Origin of the sequence: Cobetia sp. 1AS1, from assembly GCF_029846435.1 — a bacterium.
GTDB classification, from domain to species: domain Bacteria; phylum Pseudomonadota; class Gammaproteobacteria; order Pseudomonadales; family Halomonadaceae; genus Cobetia; species Cobetia amphilecti.
The window spans coordinates 185,288-200,922 of the sequence record NZ_JARWKU010000002.1; the positions used below are offsets into that span (position 1 = coordinate 185,288).

Genomic DNA, 15,635 nt, shown 5'->3' on the forward strand with positions numbered 1-15,635 from the left:
TGAAGGCAGGCGTGAAGAGACAGAGAGGGAAGACGAGACACGCACAACGCCCACCAGCCGGTCGACAGAACGTCGCGAGAGTGGAGCGAGAGTGGAGCGAGGATGTCACGAGGAGCGCCCGCAAGAAGAGCGCGCAAGGAAAGCCAGCGGGACAGCCGGAATGAGAAAGGTCAAAAGGCCGCAAAAAATTTCTAAAGTTCTGTCGCACCGCGACGATAACTGAAGCAACGGCACAGGAGTCGTTACTGGCGACACGCCATCTATCTCCCCATTACGACAGGAAGTGACACATGGCTTCAGTGATCAATACCAACACCCTTTCCATGGTGACTCAGCAGAACCTGAATCAGTCCCAGAACGCCCTGAACACCTCCATGGAACGTCTGTCCTCCGGCCTGCGCATCAACAGCGCCAAGGACGACGCCGCCGGCCAGGCCATCGCCAACCGTATGGACTCCCAGATCACCGGCCTGTCCCAGGCACAGCGTAACGCCAACGATGGCATCTCTGTTGCCCAGACCGCTGAAGGCGCATTGAACCAGGTCAACGATAACCTGCAGCGCGTCCGTGAACTGACCGTTCAGGCAGCCAATGGTACCAACTCAGCATCTGATCTTGAGTCGATTCAGAATGAAATAGGCCAACGATTAGATGAAATTAACCGTATTTCAGAGCAGACCAGTTTTAATGGCACAAATGTTCTAGATGGGTCAAAAACTGAGATCAATATTCAGGTCGGTTCAGAGGATGGTCAGACAATAACTTTGAATCTTAGCAAGATAAACTCAGAAACTTTAGGTCTAAAAGACTTCCGCGTATCCGATGGTATAGATGACACTATTGTCGATACCGCAGCGGCGACAACAGCACGCGTAGGAGACAAGACTACATTATCGACAGCTGTTGACAGCGACGCAGCAGACTTGCAATCAGAAGGTGTTTTTGAGCTTAAAGATGGCACTGGGTATGCAGTAAAAGCTGACAATGGTAATTACTACAGTGCAACGGTTAATGATACAACCGGTGCAGTTGGCTTTGATAGCAATAGCACCGCTCTCGCAGCAGATAGCATCAATGAATCCACGGAAATCACCTCTGTCAAGAAAGATGTAACACTTGACACCACAAATCTTAATTCTAATCAAACTGTATATGACTACAAAAGCACAGAAGATGGTGCACCTGATTACGTCGTTAAAGATACAAGTGATCCGAATGCAACAAAATTTTACGAAGCCGAAATATCCTCCAGTGGAGAAGTATCTATTGGTGAAGAACTGAGCACTTCGCAAAAGACGGTTGATCCACTTTCAGCACTCGATGATGCTCTTAATCAAGTGGATGAGCTCCGCTCGGACCTCGGTGCTGTGCAGAACCGTTTCGATTCTGCCATCACCAACCTGGCGACGACCGAAACCAACCTGGCGTCTGCCCAGTCGCGTATTCAAGATGCTGACTATGCAGAAGAAGTCTCCAGCATGACCACTGCACAGATTCTGCAGCAGGCAGGAACTTCCATGCTGACCCAGGCCAACCAGGTGCCGCAGAACGTGCTGTCTCTGCTGGGCTGATCTCTGGCTCACATGCTGCATAGGCCTGTCACTCAGCATGAGTGGCAGGCCCGTCGCTGGCAGAGGATAGTGGCCTTGTTGATATTGCTCCTTTTAGTCAACAGCGCTCGTGCATTTCAACCTCCGCCAGCGATATCCAGCAGCAGCAAACAAAAAAGGGCAGACGCATCGCGTCTGCCCTTTTTCATTGGAATGCGAACATGAATCACACCGCCATGTTCATGATTTCCTTGTAGGCACTCAGCAGCTTGTTGCGCACCTGCACGGTCATCTCGAATTCCAGTGAGGCCTTCTGGCCCGCCACCATGACCTGATCGAGGCTGACATCCGGGCTGCCCAACTCGAAGGCCTTGGCCTGGCCTGCCGCGACCTGCTGTGACTGGCTGACGCGCGCCAGCGAATCCTTGAGCATGCCGGCAAAGCCCTGTGCATCAGTGCCGCTGGCCTCTGACACTGCGCCCACCGATTGAGCGTTGCTCCCGGCTGCCTGCGCCGCCATCTGATCGAGCTGCTGCAGACTGCCCGTCATCGCGGATGACATCGCCGCGCCGACTGCCTCAATCGCCATCCCGCCTCTCCTTTCTCAACACGCGCCATTCGTCTGCCGCTTTCAGTGGGGCTCAGACTACCAGTCAGTCGAGCGGCTGAAAGTGACTAATACCCCTGTTTTGCGACGCTATTCGTCTGATTGGATGTGCGCCCAGCTTCGATAATGGCCAGCCTACGCAAGAAGGCGCTGCGAAACGCGACATTGTTGATCCATCGTTTTCATGTTTCGCCCTGCTTGCTGGAATCACCCGCTGCGAGTTCAGACCAAGGCGCTTATCGGACATCTGCATGAGTACACCCAGCCAGACAGCGCCCCAGTCGGGCACCTCGACAACGTCAGAATCATCAGACAAGCCAGCCAATCCCTTGTTGGCGCGTCTGGCGGCATTGCCACGTCTGCCGCTCATCATGGCGGCTGCATTCAGCGTGGCCGTCATCGTCGCGTTGTTGCTGTGGGGCGCTGGCACCCAGTGGAGTGTGCTCTATCGTGATCTGCCCGCCAGCGAAGGCGGCGAGATCGTCGCGCAGCTGGAGCAGACCGGCGTGCCCTATCGGCTGAGCAATGAAGGCGCCACCGTCGAGGTCCCCAAGGAAGATGTCTATCGCCTGCGCCTGGCACTTGCCCAGCAGGGCCTGCCCAGCCAGGGCGGCTCCGGCTTCGAGCTGATGGATACCCAGGCCTTCGGCATCAGCCAGTTCACCGAACACGTCAATTACCAGCGCGCCCTGTCCGGCGAGCTGTCGCGCACCATCGCCAGCCTCGAGCCGGTGTCCAGCGCCCGTGTGCACCTGGCACTGCCGGAAGATTCCGTCTTCGTGCGCGAGCGCCGCCCAGCGACGGCGTCCGTGGTGGTTGAACTCAAGGGCGGCCAGCAGCTCAAGGCGCGTCAGATCCAGGCCATCCAGCATCTGGTAGCCGGCAGCGTGCAGGGGCTGGCAAGCGAAGATATCACCGTCGTCGATCAGGACGGCAATCCGCTGTCGCGCCCGGCAGGCGATGCGCTCAATCTCGATGGCAGCGCGCTGGAATATGCCCAGGCACTGGAGCGCAGCTATCAATCGCGCATCAATGCTCTGCTGACGCCACTGGTGGGGCGCGACAACTTCCGCGCCGAGGTCAGCGCCCAGCTCGATTTCTCCCACGCCGAAGAGACCGAAGAGCACTACACGCCCAATCAGCAGCCGGGCAGCGCAGCGGTGCGCAGTGAACAGCTCAACAATACCGGCGCCGGCGAGATGCTCGGCATCGGCGGCGTGCCGGGTGCCCTCTCCAACACGCCCCCGGGAATTGCCGCCTCGCCCATCAATGCCGATGACGCGGCGAATGCTGGCGGCACTACACAGACTGACGACGCGACCAGCGGCCTGAGCAACTATCAGCGCAGCAGCACCATCAACTATGAAGTCAACAAGCGCGTGCGCCACACCCGTGCGCGCCTGGGTCGCCTCGACAACCTCTCGGTGGCGGTGGTGATCAATCACCGTCGCATCATGGACAGTGACGGCAACCCGACCAGCGAACCGCTGGCAGACGACCAGCTGGCACAGATCGATTCGCTGGTGCGCGAGGCGATGGGCTTCAATGCCGAGCGTGGCGACAGCCTGAGCGTGATCAATGCGCCCTTCATGACCGCTGAGCAGCAGAACGCCGGCCCGCCGCAGCAGTGGTGGGAAAAGTGGCTGAACAATCCCGAGATGCAGGCGCTGGCCATCGAGCTTGGCCGCTACCTGATCATCGGCTTCATCGCCTGGCTGCTGTATCGCAAGTTGCTGCGTCCGCTGTTGCAGCCGCTGCTGCGTCCGCAGGAGGCCTACCAGACCATCGGTCAGCCGCCCGGCACTCAGGCAGCCGGCAGCGCAGTGGGTGGTATCGGCGGCATGGAGTCAGGCCTGACGACGGCCAATAGCGAGCTGGGCAGCATGATGGCGAGTCAGACAGCGCCGGCCAGTGGCCCGCGCACGCCGACCACCTATCAGCAGAACCTCAAGGATGCACGTGACATGGCCCGCGATGACCCGCGCATGGTCGCCATGATCCTCAAGAACTGGATGAGTCACCATGAGTAAGACACTGACGAACATGGAACGCAGCGCGGCCCTGATCATGAGCCTCGACGAGGACAGCGCCGCAGAGGTCTTCAAGTTCCTGTCTGCCCAGGAGATCCAGCAGCTCAGTGCGACGATGACCAACATGCCGCAGGTCACCCAGGAGCAGATGGCGAAGACGCTGGAGGAATTCCACGCCGACAGCGAGCAGTTCAGTGCCGTCAATCTGTTGTCTACCGACCATATCCGCTCGGTGCTGGTGAAGGCGCTGGGGCAGGAGCGCGCCAGCTCGCTGCTCGAAGACATCTACGAGAGCTCCGGCCAGAACAATGGCATCGAGACGCTGAACCTGATGGAGCCACCGCTGGTGGCCGAGATGATCCGCGACGAACACCCGCAGATCATCGCCACCATCATGGTGCATCTGGAGCGCCATCAGGCCTCACAGATTCTCGAGCACTTCTCCGACACCCTGCGCAACGATGTGCTGCTGCGTATCGCCACCTTCAGTGGCGTGCAGCCGGCGGCCCTGCAGGAGCTGACCGAAGTGCTGAGCAACATGCTCAGTGGCCAGAACCTCAAGCGCAGCAAGATGGGCGGCATTCGCACCGCGGCCGAGATACTCAACCTGATGCCGGGCCAGCAGGAAGAGCAGGTCCTCGAGGCGGTACGCAATCACGACGAGAGTCTGGCGCAGCAGATCATTGACGAGATGTTCGTGTTCGAGAACCTGGTCGGGCTCGAGGATCGCTCCATCCAGCTGCTGCTCAAGGAGATCGACAACGAGACGCTGGTCACGGCGCTCAAGGGCTCCCCCGAGGCGATCATCCAGAAATTCCTGCAGAACATGTCGCAGCGTGCTGCCGAGATGCTGCGTGATGACATGGAGGCGCGTGGCCCGGTGCGTGTCAGCCAGGTCGAGGCCGAACAGAAGAGCATCCTGCAGACGGTGCGTCGACTGGCCGACAGCGGCGAGATCGTGATCAACAGCGGTGGCGAGGATTATGTCTAGCAAGGAGCATGTCTAGTGAGGACCATGTCCAGTTCTGATCCGCATCATGACGCGCCTGACCCGTGGGCCGAGCGCGACGTGGCAGGCAGCGATGACATGCATCAGTGGCAGCCGCTGGAACTCGACGCGCTGGATGGCAAGTCCGCATCGCCTCAGTCGGGCGGCGGCTTTCAAGCCGGCATGCCGCACACTGCGGCGCCGGATGTCGGCCTGATTCGGCGCATGGCGCAGCGTGCCCGCTCGACCTTCGAGCAGGAGACGCTACAGCAGCAACAGGCGGCGCGTGACGAAGGCTATGCCGCGGGCGAGAAAGCCGGTTATGAAGCGGGTCTGGCGCGTGCAAGGCAGGAAGCCGCCGAGCAGGCGGCGCGTCAGGCCGAGGCCGCCCAGCAGGCACTCGAACAGCAGGCAGCTCAGCTGGCACCGCTGATCGAGAACCTGCAGCAATCACTGGCGTGCCTGGATGAGCAGATCAGCGATGAACTGGCGGCACTGGCCATCAGCGTCGGACAGCATCTGGCCCGTGAGGCATTTCGTGCCCACCCCGAGCACATCATCGACAGCGTGCGCAGCCTGCTGGCGGCGGATCCGCCGCTGATCGGCCGTCCGCGTCTTTATCTGAATCCGGACGACCTGCCGCGCGTCGAGCAGGCGATGGGCGAACAGCTCGCCAAGCTGGGCTGGCAATGTCTGCCGGATGCCAGCCTGAGCCTCGGCGGGTGTCGCGCCGAAGCCGACAGCGGCTGTCACGATGCCAGCCTCGAGAGCCGCCTGGAGATGCTGTCACGCCAGCTGCGCCATCGCGGCAGCGCCGACGGCAGCCTGCATGGCAAGGATGAGGCCAGCGGCTCGCGCATCGTGCAACGCCAGTCGTCAGAACATGCACAGCCAGAGCAGGCACGCACCGAGCTGGCAGGAGATCGCACATGAGTGACACGCCATGAGCACCTCTTCCGCACAGCAATGGCGCAGCGCGCTGGGCGCCATTCGTGAGCGCGTCGAGAGCCTCGAGCCCCAGCGCAGCAATGGCCGCCTGGTACGCGCGACCGGCCTGGTGCTGGAAGCGGTCGGCCTGCGGCTGCCGGTGGGCGCCAGCTGTCTGGTCGAGCTGGGCGCGAATCTGCCGCCGGCCGAGGCCGAGGTGGTCGGCTTCGCCGATCAAACCCTCTACCTGATGCCCATCGACCCTCTCAGCGGCGTCGCACCGGGGGCGCGGGTGTTTCCCCTCGGGCATGGCAATGTCGGCGAGCGACGCTATCCGGTCGGCGAAGCGCTGCTCGGGCGGGTCGTCGACGGCGTGGGTCGCCCGCTGGATGGCCTCGGCCCGCTGGAAGATGTCGAGCATGCGCCGCTGGAGAGCCGCCCGCTCAATCCACTGGAGCGCGCGCCCATCGACACGCCGCTGGATGTCGGCATTCGCGCCATCAACGCCTTGCTGAGCGTCGGCCGTGGCCAGCGCATGGGGCTGTTCGCCGGCTCTGGCGTCGGCAAGAGTGTGCTGCTGGGCATGATGGCGCGCTTCACCGATGCCGATGTGATCGTGGTCGGCCTGATCGGCGAACGTGGGCGCGAGGTGCAGGAATTCATCGAGAACATTCTCGGCGAACAAGGTCTCAAGCGCGCCGTGGTCGTGGCCACGCCGGCCGACATGACACCGCTGCATCGCCTCAAGGGCGCCAGCTACGCGACGCGCATCGCCGAGTCCCTGCGCGACAAGGGCCAGAATGTGCTGCTGATCATGGATTCGCTGACCCGTTACGCGATGGCCCAGCGCGAGATCGCCCTGGCCATCGGTGAGCCACCGGCCACCAAGGGCTATCCGCCTTCAGTCTTCGCCAAGCTGCCGGCGCTGGTGGAACGCACCGGCAACGGCCGGCGTGGCGGCGGGTCGATCACCGCCTTCTATACCGTGCTGACCGAAGGCGATGACCAGCAGGACCCCATCGCCGACAGTGCCCGCGCGATTCTGGATGGGCATATCGTGCTGTCGCGGCGCATCGCGGAAAGCGGCCACTACCCCGCCATCGATATCGAAGCCTCGATCAGCCGCGCGATGTCGGCGGTGGCGCCGGAGCGGCAGCTCACTCGCGCCCGTCGCTTCAAGCAGTTCTATTCCAGTTATCAGCGCAATCAGGACCTGATCGCCATCGGCGCCTACCAGCCCGGCAACGACAAGGTGCTCGACGCCGCGGTTCGTCTGCACGAGCCGATGGGACGTTTCCTGCAACAAGGCACTACACAGCACGCAAGTCTTGCCGATAGTACGAACATGCTCGAACAATTGCTGGCCCAGCCATGATGGCCGCCTTCACCTGTCATTGATCGGGAACCCTCACTGAATGGCCATCTCATCGTCACGTTTCGACACCCTGACCCAGCTGAGCGAGCGCCGGCGTGATGGCGCTGCGCGCCAGCTCACCAGCCAGCGTCAGCGTCAGGAAACCGCCGCCCAGCAACTGGTCACCCTCGAGCAATACCGTCTCGACTACTGCCAGCAGATGCAGGCACGCCTGACTCAGGGGCTGGACCCGGCCAGCTGGCACAACTATCAGGCCTTCATCGCCTCGCTGGACAAGGCGATTGCCCAGTGTCGCATGCGGGTGGCCCAGGAACAGACCCAGACGCACCATCAGCATCAGCGGCTGGTGAAGGAACAGCAGACCCACGCGGCCTGGCAGGGCCTGGCGGACCGCGCCAGCCTGAGCGCCGCGCTGCAGGCACGTACCGCCGAGCAACGCCAGAGTGATGAACAAGCCACCCAGGCCTGGTTACGCCGTGCCAATGGCTGAAGACGGCCAGTCGGAGGAGTGACACCATGACAGACACTGCACGCATCTCGATGTTGTCGGCCACCTCGCCAACCAGGGTGCCGACCAGCGCCAAGGACTCCTCTGAGGAGGCTGGCTCGCGTAACGACACAAGTTCATCTTCCTCAGAGAGCGCCTTCGAGGCACATCTGTCACGCGCCCAGCGTGAGGATCGCCAGCAGGACAGGCAAGCGATAAAGACAGAAACGAAAGACGCACAGCAGCAGCGTATCGAGCGTCGCGAGGCGGCTGAAGACAAGCATGCCCAGCACCTCGAGCAGGCTCAGGCAGCCTCGTCAGAGACATCACCCACTCCGGACCCGGTCGCTACCGCCCTCCAGAATGGCACCCTCCCCCCTGCCCAGCCCTCATCGGCAAACGGACAGCGATCAGCGCAGTCACTCGAGACCTCACGGCTGGATAGCAGCGTCGAGCGCGGCATCTCGCGCATGCAACAGCTGCAGCACCTCACGCAAGGCGGCCAAGGCACCTCTGGCAGCGACGAGGCAGCACTGAAAGCGGCAGCGGCAACGCTCGCTAGCACGCAGGCGCTCTCTACAGCGGGCAGCACGGCGCTGCAAGGTGACTGGCTCGCCACGCTGCGCAATCCTGCGGCGGCGGGACTGGACGGCGCGATTGCGGATCAGGCGCCCAGCAGCAGAACCTCCGCAACAGCGGCAGGCAGCCTGAGCCAAGATGCGCCCTCCTCGCTGACGGGTGGCGCGCTGGGTCCACTGTCCGAGGAGGCCATTGAAGGCGTCACCGCCAAGGCCGACGGCGCCCTGCTTGATGCAAATTCTTCACGTAGCGGTGGCGATCAGTCCCTGCTATCGGGTGCGTCATCTGCTGGCGCGTCGAGTTCGACCGCTGCAGGCAGCGGCGCCATGCTCAATGGCGCGGGCAATCCAGCAGCCACTCCAGCGGGCTTGGCATCACAGGCGGGCACCTTGATCCCCGCAAGCGTCGGCACTCAGGCCTGGCAACAGGCACTCAGCGAGCAGGTGATACGCATGCAGCTGAGCAAGTCGCCGCAGGCCGAGATCGCGCTCAATCCGGCCAACCTGGGCAAGCTGACCATTCGCCTCAACATCGGCGAACAGGGCACCAGTGCGCACTTCGTCGCGGGCCACCAACAGGTGCGCTCGGCTGTCGAGTCATCCCTGAGCGAGCTGCGTCAGGCGCTGGAATCCCGGGGGCACGAGCTGACGGCGATCAGTTTCAGTGCTCAGGACGACACACCGGGCGACACTCCGGACGGGGCGGCGGACAACGCGGCCAATCAGGGTCAGTTCGCCCAGCACCTCGAGGGTCAGCCGGCGAGTGATATCAGTACAAGCGCTGACGCCATGGAGGGGAGCCTCGCCGCGGGCAATCTCACAAGCAATCTTGCAAGTGCATCCCAGGCAGCCTGGGGGCAGCGTGAATGGCAGGCATGATGGGCCTGACGCTTGCCAGATGCATCTGTCAGCGGCTCCCGTCAGGTAGCTGTCTGATGAGTCCGCCTGACGCGTCATCATTCAAGTAAGCGCTCGCACGTGGCGTTATTCCGCCGTTCGATCACCACGCCTTCGGTCATACTGGCCCCGCTACCGACTCCAGGGACACCGCACCACGATGTCAACGATTATCACCACCCCCGCCAGTCAGCGTCGCTCCTGGCTGCTGATCGGGGTCATCAGCCTGATGAGTGCCGTGATCGCGGCGCTAGTGGCCGTCTATTTCGCACTGCCGATGCTCAGTGATCAGAAGGCCGCACAGGACGCCGAGCCGGAAGTCGTGGTCGTGCCGCCCCCGGTCTTCATGCCGCTGGCGCCCTTCACGGTCAACCTGGAAAGCCCGCGCGGCAATCGCCTGCTCTATATCGGCATCACGCTCAAGATGGCCGATCAGGACGCGGTGGCGCGCGTGGAAGAACTCAAGCCCGAACTCAAGAGCCGTCTGCTGCTGTTGCTGTCGGGCCAGAGCCCGGATGAGCTGATCACCCAGGCCGGCAAGCAGACGCTGCAGAGCACCCTGACCGAGGCGCTTTCGCGCCCCTACAGTGAAGGCGGCCAGCCACTGGCCATCTCCGGCGTGCTGTACAACGACTTCATCGTGCAATAACTGGCCATGGCTCAAGACGATCTACTGTCACAGGACGAAATCGATGCTCTGCTCTCCGGCGTGAACGGTGACAGCGGTGCAACGGCTGACGCCTCGAGCACGCCCGGCGAAGCGCGCATTCGCCCCTTCGACCCGGCGAGCCAGCACCGCATCATCCGGGATCGCCTGCATGCCCTGGATATCATCAACTCGCGCTTCAGCCGCCAGTTCCGCATGGGGCTGTTCAACCTGATCCGCCGCGGCGCCGATATCACCGCCGGGCCGGTGCAGTTCCTGAGCTACAACGAATTTTCTCGCAACGTGCCGGTGCCGACCAACATCAACCTGTTCACCATGAAGCCGCTGCGCGGCACCTCGATGCTGGTGTTTCCGCCCAGTCTCGTGTTCATGGTGGTCGACAGCCTGTTCGGCGGTGACGGCCGCTTCGTGACCAAGTCAGAGGGTCGCGAATTCACGCGCACCGAACAACGCGTCATCCAGCGCCTGATGCAGCTGGCCTTGAATGCCTACCGCGACGCCTGGTCGGCGGTCTACGCCGTGGAAACCGACTATCTGCGCAGCGAGATGCAGGTCAAGTTCGCCAATATCACCAGCTCTCCCAACGAGATCGTGGTGTGCACCAGCTTCCATCTGGAGGTCGGCAATCACAGCAGCGACTTCCAGATCTGCCTGCCCTACTCGATGATCGAGCCGCACCGCGAGCTGCTCTCGAGCCCGCTGCAGGAAACCAGCGCCGAGGGTGACAGTCGCTGGGGCGAGCGCCTGCGCAAGGAAGTGCGCGCCACCGATGTCGAGCTGCACGCCGACTTTGCCAGCATCACCACCACGCTGGGCGCATTGGCCGAACTTTCCGTGGGCGATGTGCTGCCCATCGAGAAGCCCGAGCGCGTCAACGCCTACGTCAACAATGTGCCGGTGCTCGAAGCCGGTTTCGGTCGCGCCAATGGCCACCGCGCCCTGCGCGTGACCCGCATCATCAATCATCCGATCAACACTGCCAGCGAGGACAGCGGCGATGAGTGAGCCCAATTCGCCAGACGCGCCCGCGCCCAAGGCCACCCCGAATTCCCCGACATCCGGCACTGACGACCCCTGGGCCGATGCGATGACCGAGCAGATGGGCGACGAGTGGGCCAAGGCGCTGGAAGAACAGCAGAGCGAGGCTGCCCCCCAGGGCGGCGATATCTTCGAGCCCCTCGATGGCAGCGGTGGCGGCGCACATCCGCGTGAGCTGGACATGATCATGGACATCCCGGTCAAGATGACCGTGGAGCTGGGGCGCACGCGCCTGACCATCAAGCAGCTGCTGGAGCTGTCGCAGGGCTCGGTGATCGAGCTGGATGGCCTGGCCGGTGAGCCGATGGACATCCTGATCAACGGCTATCTGATCGCCCAGGGCGAGGTGGTCGTGGTCGAGGACAAGTACGGTATCCGCATCACGGAAATCATCACCCCCAATGAGCGGGTACAGAAGCTCAACCGCTAAGGCTGTTCCTGTCATGACCTCCGATGCCCCTGACGGCGCGATCTTGCTGCCGGATGCCAGCCCCAATACCAACGCCACCACCCAGGCGCCGTCGCCGGCCTTTCTCGGTAGCGACGCAAACCTGACTGCCGACACAGGCCACAGCTCACCGCTGGGCGCGGCCAGCCTGGTCAATACCGGGCTGGCACTTGCCGGCGTGATCGGCGTGATCCTGCTGCTGGCATGGCTGATGAAAACGCTCGGGGGTGCCCAGACACTGCACGGCAATCGCATTGCCCTGCGCCCGCTGGCGCGTCTGGCGCTGGGTCACAAGCAGAGCCTGGTGGTGGTAGCGGTGGGCAACCAGCAATTGCTGCTGGGCGTCGGGCCGGCGGGCATCACCTCCCTCGGTGAGCTGACGGCCGAGAATGGCGGCCTGGTACCCGCAGACGCTGGCAGCACGCCGAACGACGCATCGCTGGCCTCGCCTGCCTCCCCAACCGGCGGGAGCGGCGCCGCGGCCGGCTTCGCCGAGCTGCTGCGCGATCGTCTTGCCAGACGCTCGTCGGCTGCCACGACGCCCTCTGATGTGACGCAAACTACTACCTCAGACAAGACAGATGATGCGGAGCCTCGCTCATGACGTGGCTGGTGAGGTCGCCGCCGGGCTTGAAGAAAGCAGGAAGGCTGAAGACAAGAGAGCTGCTGACAGGGCTAATGATCGCATTGTCGGCATGCCTGCTGACCAGCCAATCGGCGCATGCCGATGTGCTCAGCGGCCTGACCAGCCAGCCACTGCCGGACGGCGGCGAGTCCTGGTCGCTGAATATCCAGACGCTGATCCTGCTCAGTGGCCTCGCCCTGCTGCCGGCGGCCTTGCTGATGATGAGCGCCTTCACGCGCATCATCATCGTGCTGGGCCTGCTGCGCACCGCGCTGGGTACCGCGTCTGCGCCGCCCAATCAGGTGCTGGTCGGCATCGCGCTGTTTCTGACCTTCTTCGTGATGTCGCCGGTGCTGGAGCGCATCTACGACGAGGCCTGGCAACCCTATGACAGCCAGACCATCAGCCTGCAGGAAGCCATCGAACGTGGCGGCGATCCACTGCGCGACTTCATGCTCGGTCAGGTGCGTGAGCCGGATATCGCCCTGTTCGCGCGCCTGGCCAAGGTCGAGGAAATCCAGACCCCGCAGGACGTGCCGTGGCGCGTGCTGCTGCCGGCCTTCGTCACCAGCGAGCTGAAGACCGCCTTCCAGATAGGCTTCAGTCTGTTCGTGCCCTTCCTGATCATCGATCTGGTGGTGGCGAGTGTGCTGATGGCGCTGGGGATGATGATGGTGCCACCCGCCACCATCTCGCTGCCCTTCAAGTTGATGCTGTTCGTGATGGTCGATGGCTGGCAGCTGCTGCTGGGGTCGCTGGCCGAGAGCTTCTATTGAGAGAGCTGCTACTGAGAGAGCATCTACTGAGCCAGCCCAGACATCACGCCGTCACCGGGCTTTCTAGTCGTGCCGCGCAACCGTGCATTGCCAGCCTCAACACCTCCCATCTGCCCATCGAGAACGCGCCGCCATGACCCCTGAAGTCATCACCAGCCTGGCCTCGCATGCCATGTACATCACCCTGTTGGTGGCAAGCCCGCTGCTGGCCAGCGCCCTGTTCATCGGCCTGATCGTCAGCCTGTTCCAGGCCGCGACCCAGATCAACGAGATGACCCTGTCCTTCATCCCCAAGATTCTCGGCGTGTTCGGCACCCTGGTACTGGCCGGCCCCTGGTTGCTGGAGACGCTGATGGACTTCACGCGCAGCGTCTTCACCGGCTTCCCGCACCTGATCGGATGAGCGACACCTGCATGAGCATCGACAACAGGCTCGACGCAAGCCCGGCGGGAGGACGCTCCATTGCCGAATGACCTGCTGTCCCCCGAGCATCTCCAGGCCCTGCTGCTGAGCGTGATGTGGCCCTTCGCGCGCCTGTCCGGTTTCATGATCAGCGCGCCGCTGTTCGGTCACCGCAGCCTGCCCACGCCGGTGCGCCTGTTGATGGCCTTTGGCCTGGCGCTGATCATCGCGCCGCTGGTCGATAGCCCGCCCCCGGTGGATGTGCTCGGCCCGGCCGCCGTCTGGCAGCTGGCATTGCAGATGGGCGTCGGCCTGGCACTGGGCCTGGTGATGCGCATCACCTTCGCCATCGTCGAGGCGGCCGGGGAATTCATCGGCTTGCAGATGGGTCTGGCCTTCGCCAGCTTCTTCTCGGCCGACACCGGCACCAATACCCAGGTGCTGTCGCGTCTGCTGGGCATGCTGGCCATGCTGCTGTTTCTGGCCTTCAATGGCCATCTGCTGGTGCTGGAAATCCTGGTCACCCACTTCCACGAGATTCCCCTCGACCTGCGCCGCATGGGGCCCGTCGGGCTCGAGAATCTGTTGCTGTGGAGCGCCAGCCTGTTCAGCGCAGGCCTGCTGCTGGCCTTGCCGCTGGTGGCCTCGCTGCTGGCGATCAACCTCGCGATGGGCGTACTCAACCGCTCGGCGCCGCAGCTGTCGGTGTTCTCGATCGGCTTCCCGCTGACCCTGCTGCTGGGCATCGCGATGCTGTGGCTGATGATGCCGGGCATGACGGACTGGCTGTCGCTGTTGTTCCGTCAGGCGCTGGGTGCCTTCCAGGCCGTGCATGAAGGCCTGGGCACGATGCCATGACACGCAAGCACTGAGCTGAAAAGCAACCACCAGCACGCAAGAGCCGCACCGAATGCCATCGCGAGAGCGAGTATCCAGTGCGGCTTTTTCATCATTTTTCGAACGCGGTCACGCCATCACTCAGCGCAGATAATCGAACAGCGACATGCCCGAGATATCCGAGAACGCCTGCTGGGAGGCCTGCAGCCCCACCTGGGTCAGCGAGTAGTCGGAGATCGCCTCGTTGTAATCCAGATCGATCAGGTCCGAGCGGGTCGAGGCATAGTTGAGCTCACGGTCATCCCCGATGATATCCAGTGAATCCAGCTCGTTGAGCTTGGTGCCGACATCGGCGCGCACCGTCAGCACATTGTCGAGACTGTTGCTGAACTGGCGACTGGCGGTCGAGATGGCGTTGTTGAAGGCGGCCTGGTCGGCCTCGCTCTCGATCGGCGTGCTCAGCGCAGTGATCAGCCCATCCAGGTTGGCGAACAGATCGGCGCTGGCCTCACCCTCCTCGACCACCAGCTGCGTTGCCTTGCCGGAGGCCTGGGCCTCAGACACCTGTTGCTCATCACCGGACAGCGTCATCGACAGGCCATTGAACGCAAGCGTCATGCCATCGCTGTACGCCATGGGCGATGGCAGCGGGTTGCCTTCGCCATCCATGATCGAGAGATCATTGCCATCGGCATCGGTGCCGCTGATCGTGACGCCAGCGGCATCGATGCTGACGCTGTAGGCCGCGCCATCCACCCGCGCCGCGGCATCGACGACTTCCGGCCCCTTGAAGGTGATCGGCAGTGACGACTCGCTCTCGCTGGTCTGGCGGGCCAGCTGCTGATTGCCGGATGCCACGCCGCCAAAGATCTGGCTGCCGGTATGATTGACCTCCATCAGACGCGAGCTGTCGACGCGCTGCTGGCGCTGCTCATCATCGCCGCGATAGCTGCCATCCTCGCCAAAGGGCGCCGTGTCACCGCTCATGCCGCCGAACAGATAGTTGCCGTTGCCGTCGGTGCTGTTGGCCAGTCCCAGCAACACTTCGCGGCTGCCTTCAAGCTCGGTGGCCAGCGCATCACGGTCACTGTCACTGAGGGTGCCGTTGCCCGCCTGCACGATCAGGCTCTGGACACGCGTGATGGTGTCGGTGACCTGATTGAGCGCGCTTTCCTCGATGGAGAGGTTGTTGCGCGCCGTGGTGCGGCTGTCGCTGAACTGTTCATTGACGGCCTGGGACTGCGAGATCGTCACCGCCTGGCTGGCCGCGCTCGGGTCATCCGAGGGATTGACCACGCGCTTGCCGGTGGCCAGCTGCTCGGACACCTTGGAAAACGCCGCCTGCTGATCCAGCATCGAGGTGACGCCCTGGGCATAGAGGGTTTGGGTACTGATGCGCATC

Annotated in this window: 16 protein-coding genes; 14 read left to right on the plus strand and 2 right to left on the minus strand. The window is 62.9% G+C overall.

The genetic code is table 11. The features are described from left to right. Positions 1–290: 290 nt before the first annotated feature. Complete coding sequence (locus tag QD280_RS04575; protein WP_279838462.1) at positions 291–1,571, plus strand: FliC/FljB family flagellin; 1,281 nt, start codon at positions 291–293, stop codon at positions 1,569–1,571. Between the two features lie 205 nt (positions 1,572–1,776). Here QD280_RS04575 and fliE read toward each other — a convergent pair whose 3' ends face one another. Further along, entirely contained in the window at positions 1,777–2,139 is a 363-nt protein-coding gene (gene fliE / locus QD280_RS04580) for a flagellar hook-basal body complex protein FliE (protein WP_279838463.1), read from the minus strand. A gap of 269 nt (positions 2,140–2,408) precedes the next feature. Between fliE and fliF the strand changes: the two genes are divergently transcribed. The 13 genes from fliF (at position 2,409) to fliR (ending at position 14,254) form a co-directional block, all read left to right on the plus strand. Next, positions 2,409–4,187 carry a flagellar basal-body MS-ring/collar protein FliF gene (gene fliF / locus QD280_RS04585; RefSeq protein WP_279838464.1) on the plus strand — a complete coding sequence of 593 codons (1,779 nt, stop codon included), beginning with the start codon at positions 2,409–2,411 and terminating at the stop codon, positions 4,185–4,187. Continuing rightward, a complete protein-coding gene (gene fliG / locus QD280_RS04590; RefSeq protein ID WP_192838828.1) occupies positions 4,180–5,178 on the plus strand; it encodes a flagellar motor switch protein FliG in 999 nt (332 codons plus the stop codon). The genes fliF and fliG overlap by 8 nt, the downstream gene beginning before the upstream one ends. Positions 5,179–5,202: 24 nt before the next feature. After that, positions 5,203–6,108, plus strand: a complete 906-nt coding sequence (locus tag QD280_RS04595) for a FliH/SctL family protein (RefSeq protein ID WP_279838465.1) — start codon at positions 5,203–5,205, stop codon at positions 6,106–6,108. Positions 6,109–6,118: 10 nt separating this feature from the next. Beyond that, a complete protein-coding gene (gene fliI / locus QD280_RS04600) occupies positions 6,119–7,477 on the plus strand; it encodes a flagellar protein export ATPase FliI (protein ID WP_107334754.1) in 1,359 nt (452 codons plus the stop codon). A 40-nt stretch (positions 7,478–7,517) separates the two neighbouring features. Next, positions 7,518–7,967 (plus strand): flagellar export protein FliJ, encoded by a 450-nt coding sequence (gene fliJ, locus QD280_RS04605; RefSeq protein WP_054556626.1) that lies wholly within the window; start codon positions 7,518–7,520, stop codon positions 7,965–7,967. Between the two features lie 26 nt (positions 7,968–7,993). After that, positions 7,994–9,421: a flagellar hook-length control protein FliK gene (locus tag QD280_RS04610; RefSeq protein WP_279838466.1), complete on the plus strand. Its 1,428-nt coding sequence runs from the start codon at positions 7,994–7,996 to the stop codon at positions 9,419–9,421. 178 nt (positions 9,422–9,599) lie between these two features. Continuing rightward, entirely contained in the window at positions 9,600–10,088 is a 489-nt protein-coding gene (fliL, locus tag QD280_RS04615) for a flagellar basal body-associated protein FliL (protein WP_054556624.1), read from the plus strand. Positions 10,089–10,094: 6 nt separating this feature from the next. Further along, positions 10,095–11,111, plus strand: a complete 1,017-nt coding sequence (gene fliM, locus QD280_RS04620) for a flagellar motor switch protein FliM (protein WP_131432079.1) — start codon at positions 10,095–10,097, stop codon at positions 11,109–11,111. After that, entirely contained in the window at positions 11,104–11,574 is a 471-nt protein-coding gene (fliN, locus tag QD280_RS04625; RefSeq protein ID WP_279838468.1) for a flagellar motor switch protein FliN, read from the plus strand. Before fliM ends, fliN begins: the two co-directional genes overlap by 8 nt. Positions 11,575–11,587: 13 nt before the next feature. Next, the gene (gene fliO, locus QD280_RS04630; RefSeq protein WP_279838469.1) at positions 11,588–12,196 is read left to right on the plus strand and encodes a flagellar biosynthetic protein FliO; all 609 of its coding nucleotides are present in this window, start codon (positions 11,588–11,590) and stop codon (positions 12,194–12,196) included. 74 nt (positions 12,197–12,270) lie between these two features. Continuing rightward, positions 12,271–12,993 (plus strand): flagellar type III secretion system pore protein FliP, encoded by a 723-nt coding sequence (fliP, locus tag QD280_RS04635; protein WP_279838470.1) that lies wholly within the window; start codon positions 12,271–12,273, stop codon positions 12,991–12,993. Positions 12,994–13,126: 133 nt separating this feature from the next. Then, complete coding sequence (gene fliQ / locus QD280_RS04640) at positions 13,127–13,396, plus strand: flagellar biosynthesis protein FliQ (protein ID WP_054556620.1); 270 nt, start codon at positions 13,127–13,129, stop codon at positions 13,394–13,396. Positions 13,397–13,456: 60 nt separating this feature from the next. Continuing rightward, positions 13,457–14,254 (plus strand): flagellar biosynthetic protein FliR, encoded by a 798-nt coding sequence (fliR, locus tag QD280_RS04645; RefSeq protein ID WP_233593262.1) that lies wholly within the window; start codon positions 13,457–13,459, stop codon positions 14,252–14,254. Between the two features lie 120 nt (positions 14,255–14,374). On the opposite strand, the gene flgL is transcribed toward fliR, so the two are convergent. Continuing rightward, complete coding sequence (gene flgL, locus QD280_RS04650; RefSeq protein ID WP_279838471.1) at positions 14,375–15,634, minus strand: flagellar hook-associated protein FlgL; 1,260 nt, start codon at positions 15,632–15,634, stop codon at positions 14,375–14,377. Position 15,635 lies beyond the last annotated feature (1 nt).

Bases quoted from the DNA above. Each gene is read 5' to 3' on its own strand.
- QD280_RS04575 (WP_279838462.1), top strand. From the start codon at position 291: ATGGCTTCAGTGATCAATACCAACACCCTTTCCATGGTGACTCAGCAG.
- fliE (WP_279838463.1), bottom strand. From the start codon at position 2,139: ATGGCGATTGAGGCAGTCGGCGCGGCGATGTCATCCGCGATGACGGGC.
- fliF (WP_279838464.1), top strand. From the start codon at position 2,409: ATGAGTACACCCAGCCAGACAGCGCCCCAGTCGGGCACCTCGACAACG.
- fliG (WP_192838828.1), top strand. From the start codon at position 4,180: ATGAGTAAGACACTGACGAACATGGAACGCAGCGCGGCCCTGATCATG.
- QD280_RS04595 (WP_279838465.1), top strand. From the start codon at position 5,203: ATGTCCAGTTCTGATCCGCATCATGACGCGCCTGACCCGTGGGCCGAG.
- fliI (WP_107334754.1), top strand. From the start codon at position 6,119: ATGAGCACCTCTTCCGCACAGCAATGGCGCAGCGCGCTGGGCGCCATT.
- fliJ (WP_054556626.1), top strand. From the start codon at position 7,518: ATGGCCATCTCATCGTCACGTTTCGACACCCTGACCCAGCTGAGCGAG.
- QD280_RS04610 (WP_279838466.1), top strand. From the start codon at position 7,994: ATGACAGACACTGCACGCATCTCGATGTTGTCGGCCACCTCGCCAACC.
- fliL (WP_054556624.1), top strand. From the start codon at position 9,600: ATGTCAACGATTATCACCACCCCCGCCAGTCAGCGTCGCTCCTGGCTG.
- fliM (WP_131432079.1), top strand. From the start codon at position 10,095: ATGGCTCAAGACGATCTACTGTCACAGGACGAAATCGATGCTCTGCTC.
- fliN (WP_279838468.1), top strand. From the start codon at position 11,104: ATGAGTGAGCCCAATTCGCCAGACGCGCCCGCGCCCAAGGCCACCCCG.
- fliO (WP_279838469.1), top strand. From the start codon at position 11,588: ATGACCTCCGATGCCCCTGACGGCGCGATCTTGCTGCCGGATGCCAGC.
- fliP (WP_279838470.1), top strand. From the start codon at position 12,271: ATGATCGCATTGTCGGCATGCCTGCTGACCAGCCAATCGGCGCATGCC.
- fliQ (WP_054556620.1), top strand. From the start codon at position 13,127: ATGACCCCTGAAGTCATCACCAGCCTGGCCTCGCATGCCATGTACATC.
- flgL (WP_279838471.1), bottom strand. From the start codon at position 15,634: ATGCGCATCAGTACCCAAACCCTCTATGCCCAGGGCGTCACCTCGATG.